This window comes from Streptomyces sp. NPDC041108, assembly GCF_055592645.1.
The window spans coordinates 240,270-255,175 of record NZ_JBVIYK010000007.1; the positions used below are offsets into that span (position 1 = coordinate 240,270).

General features: G+C 71.8%; 11 protein-coding genes and 1 pseudogene. 7 read left to right on the forward strand and 5 right to left on the reverse strand.

All coding sequences use genetic code 11. From position 1 onward, the window contains the following. The first annotated feature begins 293 nt into the window (after nt 1-293). Nucleotides 294-6,452 carry a DNRLRE domain-containing protein gene (locus ACZ6BB_RS21715; protein ID WP_471617008.1) on the forward strand — a complete coding sequence of 2,053 codons (6,159 nt, stop codon included), beginning with the start codon at nt 294-296 and terminating at the stop codon, nt 6,450-6,452. Nucleotides 6,453-6,775: 323 nt separating this feature from the next. Then, entirely contained in the window at nt 6,776-6,970 is a 195-nt protein-coding gene (locus ACZ6BB_RS21720; RefSeq protein ID WP_471616787.1) for a hypothetical protein, read from the forward strand. 49 nt (nt 6,971-7,019) lie between these two features. Here the strand turns inward: ACZ6BB_RS21720 and ACZ6BB_RS21725 are convergent, their stop codons facing one another. Together ACZ6BB_RS21725 and ACZ6BB_RS21730 are read right to left on the reverse strand one after the other, a co-directional pair. Next, a complete protein-coding gene (locus tag ACZ6BB_RS21725) occupies nt 7,020-7,166 on the reverse strand; it encodes a hypothetical protein (protein WP_471616788.1) in 147 nt (48 codons plus the stop codon). Nucleotides 7,167-7,199: 33 nt separating this feature from the next. Then, nucleotides 7,200-7,412 (reverse strand): hypothetical protein, encoded by a 213-nt coding sequence (locus ACZ6BB_RS21730; RefSeq protein ID WP_471616789.1) that lies wholly within the window; start codon nt 7,410-7,412, stop codon nt 7,200-7,202. 236 nt (nt 7,413-7,648) lie between these two features. Here ACZ6BB_RS21730 and ACZ6BB_RS21735 point away from each other — a divergent pair, with 236 nt between their 5' ends. The 5 genes from ACZ6BB_RS21735 (at nt 7,649) to ACZ6BB_RS21755 (ending at nt 11,171) form a co-directional block, all read left to right on the forward strand. Then, nucleotides 7,649-7,834, forward strand: a complete 186-nt coding sequence (locus ACZ6BB_RS21735) for a hypothetical protein (protein ID WP_471616790.1) — start codon at nt 7,649-7,651, stop codon at nt 7,832-7,834. Continuing rightward, the gene (locus ACZ6BB_RS21740; protein WP_471616791.1) at nt 7,831-8,829 is read left to right on the forward strand and encodes a DUF6286 domain-containing protein; all 999 of its coding nucleotides are present in this window, start codon (nt 7,831-7,833) and stop codon (nt 8,827-8,829) included. Before ACZ6BB_RS21735 ends, ACZ6BB_RS21740 begins: the two co-directional genes overlap by 4 nt. Beyond that, entirely contained in the window at nt 8,826-9,416 is a 591-nt protein-coding gene (locus ACZ6BB_RS21745; protein WP_471616792.1) for a hypothetical protein, read from the forward strand. Before ACZ6BB_RS21740 ends, ACZ6BB_RS21745 begins: the two co-directional genes overlap by 4 nt. Continuing rightward, nucleotides 9,406-10,341 (forward strand): YihY/virulence factor BrkB family protein, encoded by a 936-nt coding sequence (locus tag ACZ6BB_RS21750; protein ID WP_471616793.1) that lies wholly within the window; start codon nt 9,406-9,408, stop codon nt 10,339-10,341. Before ACZ6BB_RS21745 ends, ACZ6BB_RS21750 begins: the two co-directional genes overlap by 11 nt. Nucleotides 10,342-10,595: 254 nt before the next feature. Next, on the forward strand, nt 10,596-11,171 hold the full coding sequence (locus ACZ6BB_RS21755; RefSeq protein ID WP_471616794.1) for a TetR/AcrR family transcriptional regulator: 576 nt from the start codon (nt 10,596-10,598) through the stop codon (nt 11,169-11,171). Nucleotides 11,172-11,390: 219 nt separating this feature from the next. On the opposite strand, the gene ACZ6BB_RS21760 is transcribed toward ACZ6BB_RS21755, so the two are convergent. The 3 genes and pseudogenes from ACZ6BB_RS21760 to ACZ6BB_RS21770 all read right to left on the reverse strand — a co-directional run bounded on the left by ACZ6BB_RS21760 (nt 11,391) and on the right by ACZ6BB_RS21770 (nt 14,896). After that, nucleotides 11,391-12,368, reverse strand: a complete 978-nt coding sequence (locus ACZ6BB_RS21760; protein WP_471616795.1) for a trypsin-like serine peptidase — start codon at nt 12,366-12,368, stop codon at nt 11,391-11,393. A 145-nt stretch (nt 12,369-12,513) separates the two neighbouring features. Beyond that, nucleotides 12,514-12,777: pseudogene (locus tag ACZ6BB_RS21765) on the reverse strand (sensor histidine kinase); the annotation flags it as partial. A 361-nt stretch (nt 12,778-13,138) separates the two neighbouring features. Next, the gene (locus tag ACZ6BB_RS21770; protein ID WP_471616796.1) at nt 13,139-14,896 is read right to left on the reverse strand and encodes an amylo-alpha-1,6-glucosidase; all 1,758 of its coding nucleotides are present in this window, start codon (nt 14,894-14,896) and stop codon (nt 13,139-13,141) included. Between the last annotated feature and the right edge of the window lie 10 nt (nt 14,897-14,906).

The following is a 14,906-nucleotide window of genomic DNA, read 5'->3' on the forward strand; positions in this document are numbered from 1 at the left end:
TCGGCCTCAGCGTGGTACGTCAGCTTCAAGCAGTCTTGTGGGCCACGTCACAGGAAGCGGTAGGGAAACCCCGCACGCCCTTTGTGATGATCAAGCCTTTTGTCTCCTGCGGCGGCAGCTAGGTTGCACATCGACCACATTCTTCACCGCAGCCCCGCATCGGGCTGCGCAGAATCGAATACGGGTGGATGTTGAGACCACAGGGGGATTCGTCCTCTCCTTTCCGGAGAAGGACTGTTCGGCATGGGCGCAGCAGATATCTGCGCTGGACGGCGGGCGGCCTCGCGGCCGCCCTGTCCGTGACCCTGCTGCAGGGGCCGGCCGTGGCCGCTCCGCGGCAGAAGCCCGCCAAGCCCGCGGCGGCGACCACCGCGGGCGACATCGCGTCCGCGAAGGTCGCGGCGCGGCTGTCGGGCAAGCGGGTGGAGGCGCTGTCGGAGCGCACCGAGACCTCCACGACCTGGGTGAACAAGGACGGCAGTCTCACCACGGAGATGGCCGCCGGGCCGGTGCGCTTCGAGCGCGACGGCACCTGGGTCGACGTCGACGTGGAGCTGCGCGAGTCCGGTGACGGCGTGGAGCCGGTGGCGCACCCGCGCGGGCTGCGACTGGCGGGCCGCACGGGTACGCCCGCCAAGTCGCTGAAGGCGGCGCAGGAGGCCAAGGCCGTCGATCTGGTGACCCTGGGCGAGGGCGACGAGCAGATCACCCTGCGCTGGAAGGGCGGCCTGCCGGAGCCGAAGCTGGACGGGACGCGCGCCGAGTACGTCGATGCCGTGCCCGGCGCGGACGTGGTCGTCGAGGCGACCCGCACCGGCTTCGAGCAGTACGTCGAGATCAAGGAGCAGCCCGCCGCCGGGTTCTCCTACACGCTGCCGCTGGAGACCGACGGGCTGAAGGTCGAGCAGCTGAAGAACGGCAGCCTGCAGTTCACCGACGAGAAGAACAAGAAGCGGGCCGTCATGCCCGCGCCGGTGATGTGGGACTCCACCGTCGACAAGCGCTCCGGCGAGCACACCCGCCGGGTGCCGGTGTCGATGAAGGTGGTCGAGAGGGACGAGCACGACACGGGCGTCGACCTGGTCGTCACCCCGGACCCCGAGTTCCTCGCCGACCCCGAGACCCGGTACCCCGTGACGGTGGACCCGTCGACGTCCACGCTGTCGAGCGTCTTCGACACCTATGTGCAGCAGGGCGAGACGGTCGACTGGTCCTCCGACACCGAGCTGGACTTCGGCAACCCGGGCACCACCAACGCCGACGGGACGCCCCGCACGGCGCAGTCCTTCCTCAGCTGGAACACCTCGCCCATCGCCGACGCCCTGGTCACCAGCGCGAAGCTGAGCCTGTGGAACTTCCACTCCGGCAACCACCCGGAGTGCGCGGCGCAGCCGTGGGAGGTGTGGTCCGCCGGGGCCGCCTCGACGTCCTCCCGGTGGCCGAACCGTCCCTCGATGACGGCGAAGAAGGCCACCTCCACCGAGACCCGCGGCAACGCCTCGTGCGCCTCCCAGCCGGACGGCTGGATCAACGCCGACGTGACCACGCTGGCCCAGGAGTGGGCCTCGGCCAAGGCCACCCGCGGTCACATGGGTGTGCGCGCGGCGAGCGAGTCGGCCATGGCCCAGTGGAAGCGGGTCAACTCGGCGAACGCGGCGGCCAATCCGCCCAAGCTCGTGCTGGACTACAACTTCCGGCCGAAGACGGGCACCCGGCAGGAGGCCGGTCCGCCGTTCTTCTCCTACGGCGGCGCCTACGTGGTGAACACCGCCACGCCGACGCTGCGTGACACCTTCGTCGACGCCGACGGCGACAAGGTCAACGGCACCTTCCAGATCTTCGACAACGCCACCGACGCGCAGGTCGGCGAGGTGATCGTCTCGAAGTACGTGCCCTCCGGGTCCGCCGCGTCGGTGACCGTCCCCGCCGGGGTGCTCAGCAACGGCAGGACGTACAAGTTCCGCACCAACCCCTACGACGGCAAGCACTACAACATCGGCTGGTCGGCGTGGAAGACGTTCACCGTCGACACCTCGGCCCCGTCGGCCCCGACGCAGATCACGTCCACGGACTACCCGGCCGGACAGTGGGTCAAGGGCGCCGGCAAGGCCGGCACCTTCACCGTGACCCCGCCGTCCTCGGACCACAACTGGCTGGAGTGGTCGCTGGACGGCGTGACCTGGACCAAGGTCGCCACCGGCGGCGCCGGCGCGGCCAAGGCGATATCCGTCACCCCGCCCAGGAACGGCACCCACACCCTCCAGGTGCGGGCCGTCGACAAGGCGGACAACAAGTCCGAGGCCAAGGAGTACACGTTCCACGCCGGTTCCGGTGGCTTCCTGCAGCCGGCCGACGGTGAGCGCACCGCGCGCCGGCTGCCGCTGGTGGCCGAGGCGGAGGCCGGCAAGTACGACAAGGTCTCCTTCTCCTGGCGCCGCTCCGAGGCCGACTCCTGGGTGAAGATCCCCGTCGGGGACGTCACCGCCGGCGGAGCGGCGCTGACCGCCTGGCCGGTCGGGCTCACGAACGGCAGGAACGCGGCGCTGGTCTGGAACGCCACCGGTACCGTCGACCCCGACGGCACGATCCAGATCAAGGCCGACTTCACCGGCCCGAACTCCGCCGCCGACAGCTCCGCACCGCTGACGGTGGTCGTGGACCGCGACGCCGACGGCGCGGCAGGCACCCAGACCGGTCCCGGTTCGCTCAACCTGCTCACCGGTGACTACACCCTGTCGGAGACCGACGCGTCGTTCTTCGGCATGGAGATGACGCGTACCGCCTCCTCACGCGACCCCGACCGGGGCGCGGAGCAGGAGGGGCAGGCCGCGATCTTCGGCAAGGAGTGGGTCGCCGGCACCGTCGCGGACGAGACCACCTCCGACTACAGCCACATCCGCAGGGTCTCCGACACGGCCGTCGACGTGGTGATGTCCGAGGGCGACGCCGTGCACTTCACCGCCGACGCGGCGAAGACCGGCTGGGTGCCCGAGCCCGGTGCCGAGGCGCTCACCCTCAAGGGCGGGGTCACCGGGTCGTTCACGCTGTCGGACACCGAGGGCTCGGTGACCACGTTCGCCAAGGCGGGCGCGGCGGCCACCACGTGGCAGGTCTCCACAGCCCTGATCGACGGTCTGAGCAACACCACCACCAAGGTGGTCTCGGAGACCGTGACCTCGGGCGGCAGGACGCTGTCGCGTCCCAAGCGGATCATCTCCCCCACCTCGGCCGTCACGGCCGCCGCGTGCGAGGCCGATCCGGCCACCCGGGGCTGCCGGGTGCTGGAGTTCGTCTACGCCACCGCGACCACGGCGACCGGCACCGCGTCGGACGCCGACTTCGGTGACGTCACCGGCCAGGTCAAGCAGCTGAGGCTGTGGGCCACCGCTCCCGGCGCCAACGCCGCGACCGCGACCGCCGTGGGTACGTACCGGTACGACTCCGCCGGTCGGCTGCGTCAGTTCTGGGACCCGCGCATCGGTCAGCAGTCCGAGACGCAGTACGCCTACGACGAGGGCCGGGTCACCTGGTACCAGCCGTCGGGCGTGCTGCCGTACACCTTCGACTACGGCAACGCCGGCGGTGGTACCGCTCCCGGCGCGGGCATGCTGCTCAGCGTCTCGCGTCCGGCCCTGAAGCAGGGCTCGGCGGACGTCACGGACGGCAAGGCGGTCACCAGTGTCGTGTACGGCGTCCCGCTGACCGGCACCAAGGCTCCGCACGCCATGGGCAGCGGGGACGTCGCGAAGTGGGGACAGCTCGACGCCCCCAGCGACGCCACCGCCGTCTTCCCCGCCGACTCCGTGCCCTCGTCCCACGACGGCGCGGACCTGGCCGGCGGCGGATACACGCGCGCCGAGGTGCACTACCTCGACCCGTCCGGCCGCACCGTCAACACGGCGGAGCCCGGCAGGCACATCAGCGCCACCGAGTACGACCGGTTCGGCAACACCGTGCGTGAACTGAGCGCCACCGACCGGGCGCTGGCGCTCGGCACGACGGACGCGCAGAAGGACGCGCTGACCGATCTGGGCATCGTCTCCCGGTCCTCGGCCGAGCGGGCCCACCTGCTGTCGACGACCTCCCTGTTCGACGGGGACGGCACCCGGGAGCTGGAGGAGTTCGGTCCGCTGCACCGGGTGGACCTGACCGAGGACCTCAAGGACGGGAGCACCGTGCTGGTCAAGGCGGGCACCTCCGTGCCCGCCCGCACCTGGACGGTCAACGAGTACGACGAGGGACGGCCCACCGACGGCACGGCCAACGTCAAGGACCAGGTCACGCTGAAGATCGTCGGCGCCCGGGTCCGCGACTACTTCTCGGTCATGGGTGAGAAGCGGGTCACCGAGACCCAGTACGACTGGGCCAAGGGGCTTCCGAAGCTGGTCATCCAGGACTCCGGCGGCCTGAACCTGACGACCTCCGCCGCGTACGACGCGCAGGGCCGGATCACCGATGTCGTGCCTCCGGCCGGCACCGGCGACGACGCCGCCACGCGGGTCACCGAGTACTGGGCGGCCGACGGGACCGGCTTCTGCAAGGGCCGCCCCGAGTGGGCCGACCAGGTCTGCTGGAGCGGACCGGCCGGAAAGATCACCGGTGGCGGCAGCCGGCCCGACGAGGTGACCGACTCCACCGTCGAGTACGGCTACTTCGGTCAGCCCACCAAGATCACCGACACCGCCAACGGCCGGTCGCGCACGACCACCCGGTCCTACGACGACGCGGGCCGCCCGCTGAGGACCACGGTGACCGGCGGCCTCGGCCAGGCGGTCCCGGAGTCCACCCTGGAGTACGACCCGGTGACGGGGGCGATCACCAAGATCTCCTCTCCGACGGCGGGCACCATCACCAAGGCGTACGACAGGCTCGGCCGCCTCATGTCGTACACCGACGCCGACGGGGGCCGGACCACCACCGCGTACGACGCGCTCGACCGCGCGGTCAAGGTCAGCGACTCCGTCCCGTCGACCGTCACCTACACCTACGACCACGGCGCCGAGCCGCGTGGACTGGTCACCAAGGTCAGCGACTCCGTCGCCGGTGACTTCTCCGCCACGTACGACGCGGACGGTTCGGTCAGCTCCGAGAAGCTGCCCGGCGGATACACCCTGAACGTCACCGAGGACGCCACCGGCGCCCCGACGTCCAGGGCCTACACCCGCGACAGCGACGGCACCACCGTCTACACCGACGTGGTGACCCGCTCCGCCCAGGGCCGGACGACCAGCCACTCCGGCTGGTCCGACCAGCGCTACGGCTACGACAGGGCCGGGCGTCTGACCACGGTCGAGGACACCGTCGGCGAGGTGTGCACCAAGCGCACGTACGCCTTCGACAAGCGGTCGAACCGCACCGGTCTGACCACCGCGACGGGCGAGGTCTCGGGCGCCTGCCCCACCTCGGGAGGCACCTCCACCACACACACCTACGACAGCGCCGACCGGCTCGTCGACTCCGGGTACTCCTACGACGCGTTCGGCCGCACAACCGCCCTGCCGGGCGGCACCGTCGACTACTACGCCAACGACCTCGCCTACCGGCAGACCGCGAACGGCAAGCGGCAGACCTGGCAGCTCGACGCGGCCATGCGCTTCCGCTCCTTCAAGACCGAGACCGGCGGTGGCACCACCTGGACCCAGACCGGGTCCAAGGTCAACCACTACGGCGACGACAGCGACAACCCCCGCTGGCTCGTCGAGGACACCGCGAGCGGAGCAGTCAGCCGCAACGTGGCGTCCGTCTCCGGCGAACTGGCCGCGATCACGGGCAGGACCGGTGGCACGGAGCTTCAGTTCACGACGCTCCACGGCGACGTGGCGCTCCAGCTCCCGCTGGACGTGAGCCAGGCACCCGTCGTCGTCGACACGGACGAGTACGGCAACGTCCGCGAGGGCGGCGCCGGCCGCTACGGCTGGCTCGGCGCCGAGCAGCGCTCCGCCGAGACGCCCACCGGTCTCCTCCTCATGGGGGCCCGCCTCTACAACCCCACCACCGGCCGCTTCCTGTCCGTCGACCCCGTCACGGGCGGCAGCTGCAACAGCTACGAGTACGTCTGCGGCGACCCCGTGAACCTGGTCGACCTCGACGGCAGGATGACGGCGATCGCCCTGGTCGGCATGGCCGGGCTCGGCGTCAGCGCCGGCACGGTGCTCGCCGTGATCGGTGTGAGCGCGGTCGTCGCGATCATCGGGCTGATCTGGTGGAAGGGCAAGAAGTGGGCCATCAACAAGATCAAGGTCCTCTGGTCGAAAGCGTCCAAGAAGTCAGGGAAAGAAACCGCGAGTGACATTCCCTCCTGGGCCCGAGGAAAGGGAAAGCGTGCGGGAGAATCGATCGACGAGGCTGTGGATCGAATATTCCGCGAGCATTACGGGCGTAATCCCACTCCCAAGGAGCGCCGAAACGGACACGAATGGAAGAAGATCAAGAAGCATTTGACCAGGAAGTAGAGTAGGAACGGGAAGGCAGCCGGTTCGCGCCGGCTGCCTTCCCGCATTTCGAGGGGTATCTCGCCCCCAGATACTGGCCCTGGAATCGATCTCACCGTGGCATACTTCCCCGCATGACTTCACGGAATCGCCGGCTCCCCCGGAATCGCTCCTGGCCCTTGTCGGCCACGGACATCAGAGAGGCACTCGGCGATCGAATAGCACATGTCGGCGACGTCAGGTTCCTCACCGGGCACAGCGACGAGGGATATGTCCTCGGAGTCGCATGGACCGCGGCACAGCCCTTCCAGTACGGGCGCGGAGTTCACCCCGATGCGGCCGGATTGCGCGTCGATGTCCTGTCCGTCTCCGCGGCCGACCGCAACGACACTCGAACCGCCCTGCGGACGCACGCCCTGCCCCGGCTCGGCGAGTGGATCGACCAGGCGCTCGCGGCACCCGAGACCTGGCGCTCCAGCGACCACCGTCGTTACTGGAAGCTCACCGACGGCCGTCTCACGCACCACGACGAACAGTGAGCGACGCACGGGGTCCTCGCGCGCGGCCGTGATCCGGCGGGTGGGGACGTCAGACCATGCCCGTGACCCTCACGGTGACGAGGGGCGTGGGGTGCGCGGGCCGCAGGGCGGCCAGGCGGCGTTCGACACCGTCACGGACCACGCGGGCCATTTCGACGGTCCTGGCCTGTCGCAGCACGGCGACGCGGATCTCCACGTGCCAGGGGCCGCCCGCCGCCCTCGGGCCGGGTCATCCGTACCCGGCCGAGGGCACGCTCCCGGCGCCCGGTGCGGACCTCCCGGTGTCCGGCGCGGACCAGGACAGCGCGGACGAGGGCAGCGCGGAGCGCAGCCGGTCGGCCCGTCCCGGTCGAAGGGAGGCCACCCCCGGCACGCTCTCCACGGTCGCCGCGACCTTCGCCGCGAGTGCCGAGCGAGCACTGCTCGCGAGGGGCGCGGTCATGGCGTACGACCTTCCTTGCCGTCGTCGGCCGCTACGGGGTCGAGGTCGGTGACACGGATGTCCACGGCCGCTAGGACCAGGCCCAGTTTCCGGTCGCGGCCTCCCGCACCCGTTCCCGCACCGTCCGGCTGCCTTGAGGACGAGGACGATCCCACGGCGATGACCGAGACCCGCGTGGCACGGCCACGCCGGGGCACGAGAGGACGGGAGCGAATCCGGGTGAGAGGTGGACGGGCATGAGCACGGCGTTCGTAGGGATGATCGCGGGAATGGCCTTGGCTTTCGCGGGCTTCGTCGGCGGGGTCGGTGCCTTCCTGCCGGTGGCCGCGCTCGGCGGCCTGGGCTGGGCACTGGGCCGGAGGGTCGAGGCCGGCGCCGGTGTCCAGGACGTACGGGACGTGTTCGAGCGGAGCCGGCGATGACCGCCGCGGCGCAGCGGGGCACGACCACCGTGTCGGAGCGGGCGGTGCGCACGATCGCCGAGCGGGCGGTCGGCGAGACGCTTCCCGGCCCCGGCGACGGCCGGAGCGTCCCGTCCGCGCGGCCGGCGGCGTCCGTGCGCGGAGGAAGGGCAGAACTGACTCTCGGGGTGACGCTGCCCTACCCGGTGCCGCCGGCCGAGACCGTCGGACACGTCCAGCCGCATGTGGCGGAGCGCACCCGGCAGTTGACAGGGCTCGACGTACCGGGCGCGCGCCTCACCGCCACCGCGCTCGTCCCGTCGCTGCCGCCGTCGCCGCCCCACGCCCCGGAGGCACCGCTGCCGGACGCCGGGCCGAACGCTCGCACGCCGCGGCGCCGGTGGTCCGCGCGCCGGCTGCAGGTCACCCTGCTCACCGCGGCCATCGCCGTGGGCTGGGGCGCACCGGCCCTCGACCTGGTTCGGGTGCACCTCGCGGGCCGGACGCCCGCCGCCTGGCGCACCTCCGCCGTGCACTGGCTGTCCGGCCACGGGCCCGCCGACCCGGCCGTCGTCGCCGGCGGTGCGCTGATGGGCCTGGCCGGCGTCTGGATGGTCGTACTCGCCCTCACCCCGGGCAGGCGTCGCCGGTCCACCGTCCTCTCCATGGCGCCTCGCGTGGACGCTGCGATGGACCGTTCGGTGGTCGCAGCCCTGCTCAGGGACGCGCTGGACAGCGTCGAGGGCGTCGGGGCGGTGCGGGTGAGGGTGCGACGCCGCCGGGTGGCCGTGCGGGTCGGCCTCGCCTTCGGCGACCTCGGTCAGGCGCGTGCCGCCGTCACGGCTGCCGCCCACCACGCGCTGGCCGCCTGTCACCTGCGTCGCGTCCCACGACTGCGGGTGGCCGTGGTGCCGGAACCGGTCTGGCGCCCACCCGTGCCGGACCAGGCGACAGCGCCGCCCCCTCCCGGCGCTCCGGTACCGGTGACGGCCCCCGCTGCCGGAGGCGAGGGATGACGCGCCGTACGCGTACCGCCGTCGACCGGACGGACCTCGGCCTCGCCGGTCTGTCCCCGGCCCTCGCAGGATCATGGCTCGCCGGCACGGACCGGGCCGTCACGGACCGGCTGCCGTCCTGGTGGCCCTCCGCGTCCACGGACTCGGTCCTGCTGGACCGGGGCGAGCCGGCGAACCTGCGCGGCGACGGCTGGTGGACACTCACCGTCATGGCCTCGGCGATCGCTCTGACCGTGCCGTTCGCGTACCGGTCCCTCGTGCGGTTCCGCTCGGGCCGGACGCGGCCGATCGCCCTGCCCTCCCCCGGCGGCACGGTGCTCCCCCGGGCACTGTCCGAGGCGCTGTCGGCCCGCGTGGCGGCACTTCCCGGCGTCGCCCGCGACCGTGGCCGGATGCTTCCCCGTCCCGGACGGCGGCTGGAGATCGGCCTGCGGGTCTGGCTGGAACCGGGCACCGCCCCGGAGTCCCTCCTGCCCGCCCTCTGCGCGGTGGCGGCGAAGGCCGAGCGGGCGGCGGCCCCGTACACGGCGCACGCCCGGGTCCGGCTCAGCGCCGCCGCCCCGCACCGTGGCACCCATGTCCGCTGACCCGTGCGTCGGCGGTGTCCGCCGGTTCCTGCGGCCGCGCCTGCCGCGCCTGCCCGCGGCGTGGTGGCCCGCGCTGCGGCGCACGCCGGTGACACTGTGGCGGGACGACGTCACGGACTACGCGGCGGCGCTGACGTACTACGCGATCCTGGCCGTGCTACCCGCGATGCTGGCCACCGTGCTGGCCTTCGGCCTGATCAGCCCGGGCACGGCCGAGGAGTTCGTCACCCACGTCACCGCGTACGCGCCGGCCGGCTCCGGCGCGGAACTGCACGCCGTCCTGGCGAGGATGCTGGGTGCGGGGCATACGGGGTGGCCCCTGCTCGCGGCAGGTGTGGCGAGTGCGCTGTGGTCCGCCTCCAGCTATCTCGCCGTCTTCCGCCGTGCCCTGCACCGTATGCACCGCGTCGCAGACCGGCGTTCGCCCTGGCGCAAGGCGCACCGCATCGTGCTCACCGCGCTCGCGCTGCTCGGTCTGCTCCTCGTCGGCTCGCTGACCCTGCTGCTGTCCGGCCCGCTCGCGGAGGCCCTCGGCCGGGCCCTCGGCCTGGACGCCACCGCGGCCTGGGTGTGGAGCCTGGTGCGCTGGCCGGTGCTGCTGTGCCTGGTCGCGCTGCTGGTCGTGGTCGTCTTCCACACCGGCCCCGCGCCCGCGCGCGACAGCGGGCGCAGCCTGCCCGGCGGGGTGCTGGCCGCCGCGCTGTGGCTGGTGGTCTCCGCGGGCTTCTCGTCGTACGCCTCGGCGCTCGGTGCCTACAGCAGGCTCTACGGTTCCCTCGCCGGCGTGGTGGTGTTCCTGGTCTGGCTGTGGCTGTCGAATCTCGCCCTGCTCACCGGGGCGCAGTTCGCCGCGGAGTTGGGCGGGGTCCGGGACGAGCGCGTCGAGGCGGACGAGCCGAGCACGGGCACGTCACCGACGTCGTAGCACTCCTGTGTCAAGGAGGTCACGTCACCGGAGGCTGGCAGTCCCCTGCGCCACGCTCCGCCTCCACGGACCGAGAGGCACGTACCTCATGAGCGCGTCATGAGTGGCCTCCCCTTCCGCGTCCTGGCGTCGGGCGCGGGCCCTCGCCGACCATCCGCCCGGAACACCCGGAACGCCTGGAACACCCGGAGAGCCCTGAACGCCCGGGAAACCGATCGGTTTCTATCTTGTCCGCTTCGAGTTAACCTCACGGCATGACCACCGAAGTGAAACCGAGCCCCAGGCAGCGGCTGCTGGAGGCGGCGGCCACGCTCACCTACCGAGACGGTGTCGGCATCGGCGTGGATGCGCTGTGCAAGGCGGCGGGGGTGTCGAAGCGCTCCATGTACCAGCTGTTCGAGAGCAAGGACGAACTCCTGGCAGCGAGTCTGCAGGAGCGCGCCTCCGCCTACGTGGCGACACTCCTGCCCGCGGCGGACGACGCCCGTTCCCCCCGCGAGCGGATCCTGCACGTCTTCGAGCTGGTGGAATCGCATGCGGGGGTGCCCGAGTACCGGGGTTGCCGGTATCTGGCCGTGCAGATCGAGCTCAAGGACCAGAATCACCCCGCGAGCCGGGTGGCCCGTCAGGTCAAGGAGAACCTGACCGCCTTCTTCCGCGGCGAGGCCGAGCGGGGCGGGGCGAACGATCCCGATCTGCTGGCCCGGCAGCTCAGTCTGGTCTTCGACGGCGCCAGTGCCCGCGCGGGCATTCAGGCCGACGACCTGACCGGGCTCGTCGCACCCACCGTGACGACCCTGCTCGACTCGGCCGGCGTGCGCCGACGGTGACGCGGTCGAGCGCGTCGGCGCCGGTCACCCGTCGCACCGGATCCGTCCACGTGTCGCGCAGGCGCACGGTGGTGACCTGGCCGTCGTTGCGCAAGGAGAGGTCCGGTGCCCGGCAAGCGGCGACCGCCGACACCCCCGGGACGGGTTCGCCGCCGGCCCCGGCTGCCGGTCTCCGAACAGTCGGAAGCCCGCAGCCGGCAGCCGGTCGCTGTACGAGCCTCAGGAGGATTGCGCGGTCTGGTACAGGTTCTGCGCGTCGGTGCCGAAGTACGGCCCGTACATCCGGTTGGGCAGGAAGTTGTACTTGAAGCTGTTCACCGAGGACTGCAGGCCGGTGCCCGTGGTCTCGTCGAACTGGGTGAACCAGGGGCCGCCACTGGCGCCGCCGGTCAGGTTGCAGTTCATGCCGTGGTCGTTGGAGAGCAGGAAGTCACGGTTGGTGTTTCCGCTGCAGTAGACGAACTTCTCCCCGTCGTACGGGGCGGCGGCGGGGAACCCGAAGGCGTACATCGCCCTGTTGTAACCGGTGTTGAAGGCCAGTCCCTGCCCGCCGACGACATCCGTCAGCAGCTTCCCGTCCAGCGGGGCGACGACGGCCGCGCCGATGTCGTAGTTGATGTCCTCACTCGCGGTCCACTGCGGCGTGGACAGTGTCTTCCTCGCACTCCACCTGCCGTACGGGGCCTGTCCGTCGTGATAGCCGGGCACGAAGACCCAGTTGGTGTGCCAGGCTCCCTCCAGCTTCACGCAGTGCCCGGCGGTGATGACGGTGCTCTTGTTGGCGCTGGTGACGGCGTTGCCCGAACACGAGGCCGTTCGCCCCTGGTAGGAGAAGAACACCCGTCCGGCCGTGGACACCACGGCTCCGCCACCGGTCCAGGCCCCGCCCCCGTTGGGGAAGGCCAGCGCCCCGACCTTGCTCGCCGTGCCCGGGAGCGTCGGGGCGACGGTACGCTCCGCGCCTTTGGCGGGAGAGGGCGCCTTCATCTGGCCTCGGTCCGCGACCGGCAGCTCCAACGGGGCTGCCTGCCGCATCCGTTCGGCGGTCCAGAAAGCGGCGGGGTCCACCGCGGACGTGGCCGCCCCCGCAGGCGAGGCGGACACGGCGGTGCCGAGCATCGCGGCGGCGGCGAGCAGGGCGGCGAGGACGGGTCGGGATGTACGGGGGGAGCGGGACGAGCGGCGTATGTCTCTCACGCGTACTCCTTGCGCGGTGGGGGACGAGGACGAATGCGCGCTACGCAGAGTGCCAGCCCACTCCCAAATTGGACAGGTACACGTCACGATGGGCGCAAAATCAACCCCCTCAGGCGGCACGCCGATCGCCGCCGGAGCTGCCGCGCTACGCGTCCGAGCGCGGGGACTCCGCGGGCAGTTCCACGGTGATACGAATCCCGCCTGCCGGGCGCGGGATGAGGGTGAGGGTCCCGTCGTGCGCGTGCGCGATGGTATGGACGATCGCCAGGCCGAGACCGACACCGGCGTGGTCGGTGTGGTCGGTGTGGACGCGTTCGGTGCCTCGCCGGAACGGTTCGGTGAGCGTCGACGCCAGCTGAGGGGTGAGCCGCTCGCCCGTGTTCTCGACGGTGAGCAGCACGGTCCCGGGGTCATCGATCCGGTCCACCGGCTCGGTCCTTGCCGTGCCGTGGAGGAGAAGCCGGCCGGGGCCCCGAAGTGCAGGCTCGCCGGAGGAAGGAGACCTGGTCCAGGCGGGGCGCCGGACGAGGGCGCGTCGACGTCGAGCGTGACGGAGTCGCCGGTTCCGTCGCCGATCCCGGTCACGACTCCGCCGTCGGCCCGTTGGTATGAGGTCGAGACGGCGGCGGTGCCGGTGCGGGCGCTGTCCTCGCGGGCGGGCCGGAGGTGAGGTTCACGGCGCCCGCGCCGGACCGGCCCTGGTCGGGAGGGACTTGTCGGTGCCGCGCCGGCCCCCGTGCCGGACGTGTGGGCGGGCTCCCGCTCCTGGGTCAGGCGTCGGTGTCGCCGGTCCCGGGCCGCGTGCGCAGGTGGTGGTCACGGGCGAGGAGGAGGTAACTGCTCGCGGTCCAGGTGTAGGCGCGGTCGCGCAGGCCGGTGCCGGTGAGGGCGTCGAAGTTCTCGGCGAACCCGTGGTTCTCGCACAGGGCGCGGAAGCGGGCGCTGATGTCGTCCGCGAGCCGCTGGTGGCCCGCGCGGCGCAGGCCGTCCTCGATGAGGACGGTGGCGGGGGCCCAGATCGGGCCCCGCCAGTAGCCGTCGGCGAGGTAGTGCGGGGAGGTGGGCAGTTCGGTGGCGAGGCCGTAGGGGGTCAGATGACCCTTGATGTGGTCGGCGAGCGCGCTGCCGACCTCGGCGGGCAGATGCTCGCCCAGCGCGATGGGCATCAGGTCGAGGAGGCTGGCGCTGCTCCAGGTCTGTCCGGTGGCGGCGGACCGGGCGACGAACCTGTCTCCGGTCCACAGCTGGTCGAGCAGCGCCGTCTGGATCTCCCCTGCTGTCCGGGTCCATCGCGCCGCCTCGTCCGGCTTGCCCAACTCGTCTGCGAGCGAGGCGAGTTCGTGGAGCTGGAGGGCGAGGAAGGCGGCGAGGTCGGCGGTGACGACGACACGCTCGGGATCGAAGGTGGTGGCGTTGTCCCAGCCGCTGTCGTTGCCGTGCTGGTAGTAGGGCAGGTCGGCGCCGGGGGCGCGCCGGGCGGTGAGCCAGAAGCCGGTCCAGCGCTCCAGGCGCTCGTACACCTCGGTCAGTTCGGCCGGGCCCGGAGGTGTCGGCAGGGTGCGGCGCAGACGGCCGAAGGTCCAGCCGTGGATGGGCGGCTTGACGAAGTTGTGGAGGACCTCGGAGTGGGTGACCGAGTCGGGCAGGGCGCCGCTCTCGTCCTGGTGGTCGAAGGGCAGGTGGAACTGGTCCCGGGCCAGCTCCGGCGAACCCTCGGCCAGGGCGAGGGCGTTGAAGCAGTGGTCCCAGCTCCAGACCTTGTCCATCCAGTGCTTGGACATCAGGACCCCGGGCCGGGTGACCAGGCCCTTCGCCGCCACGGTCGCCGACCAGAGGACGTAGGCCGCGAGTTCGGCGGCGGGGGTGGCCTGCGAACGCCAGGGGGCCACGGCGTCGGCGAAGGCGGCGAAGGCGGTGCGCGCGGCGGTGACGACGGTGTCGAAGGGTGCCGAGGAGCTGTAGGGCGGGCGGGCGGTGTCGATCTCCTCGACGGCGATCTCCCAGTGGCCGTCCCCCGACGCGGTCACGGTCACCCCGCGGTCGCCGGCGGCCAGGGCCTGGGCCCCGGCCGTTCCGGCGAGGACACCGGACAGCACGGTGAGGCGGTAGCGGCGGCCGGTCTCGTACGAGGTGAACACATGCGCGTTCGCCGCCGGGTCGTGGAAGAAGTACGTGCCGCTGAACGGGGTCAGGGTCCGCGCGGCGGCGAGAACGCCGAGGTCCAGGCCGCTGCCCCGCAGCCGTACGGTGTCCGGCGTCTCGTAGGCGAGTTCGACGCGTCCGGACCCGCCGGTCCAGGTGAGCAGGCCCGGCGTCGCCTCGACGCGGGTCCCGGCCCGCTCGCCGCTCTCCGGATCCAGGGGGACCAGGCGCAGGACGCCGTGCATGCCGTTCTGGTGCGAGACGAGGTGGAGGTCCTCGGCGTAGGTCTTCTCCGCCACGACGGGGGAGATGTCGAACCAGGATCCGTACGCGCTGAACGGGATGTCGTGGACGGAGAAGGCGGGACCGGATCGGGCGGCGGTCATGTGGCGTGAC

Coding starts and splice junctions, on each gene's coding strand:
- ACZ6BB_RS21730 (WP_471616789.1), bottom strand. CDS start 7,412: ATGACCGCGCCCCTCGCGAGCAGTGCTCGCTCGGCACTCGCGGCGAAG.
- ACZ6BB_RS21735 (WP_471616790.1), top strand. CDS start 7,649: ATGAGCACGGCGTTCGTAGGGATGATCGCGGGAATGGCCTTGGCTTTC.
- ACZ6BB_RS21740 (WP_471616791.1), top strand. CDS start 7,831: ATGACCGCCGCGGCGCAGCGGGGCACGACCACCGTGTCGGAGCGGGCG.
- ACZ6BB_RS21745 (WP_471616792.1), top strand. CDS start 8,826: ATGACGCGCCGTACGCGTACCGCCGTCGACCGGACGGACCTCGGCCTC.
- ACZ6BB_RS21750 (WP_471616793.1), top strand. CDS start 9,406: ATGTCCGCTGACCCGTGCGTCGGCGGTGTCCGCCGGTTCCTGCGGCCG.
- ACZ6BB_RS21755 (WP_471616794.1), top strand. CDS start 10,596: ATGACCACCGAAGTGAAACCGAGCCCCAGGCAGCGGCTGCTGGAGGCG.
- ACZ6BB_RS21770 (WP_471616796.1), bottom strand. CDS start 14,896: ATGACCGCCGCCCGATCCGGTCCCGCCTTCTCCGTCCACGACATCCCG.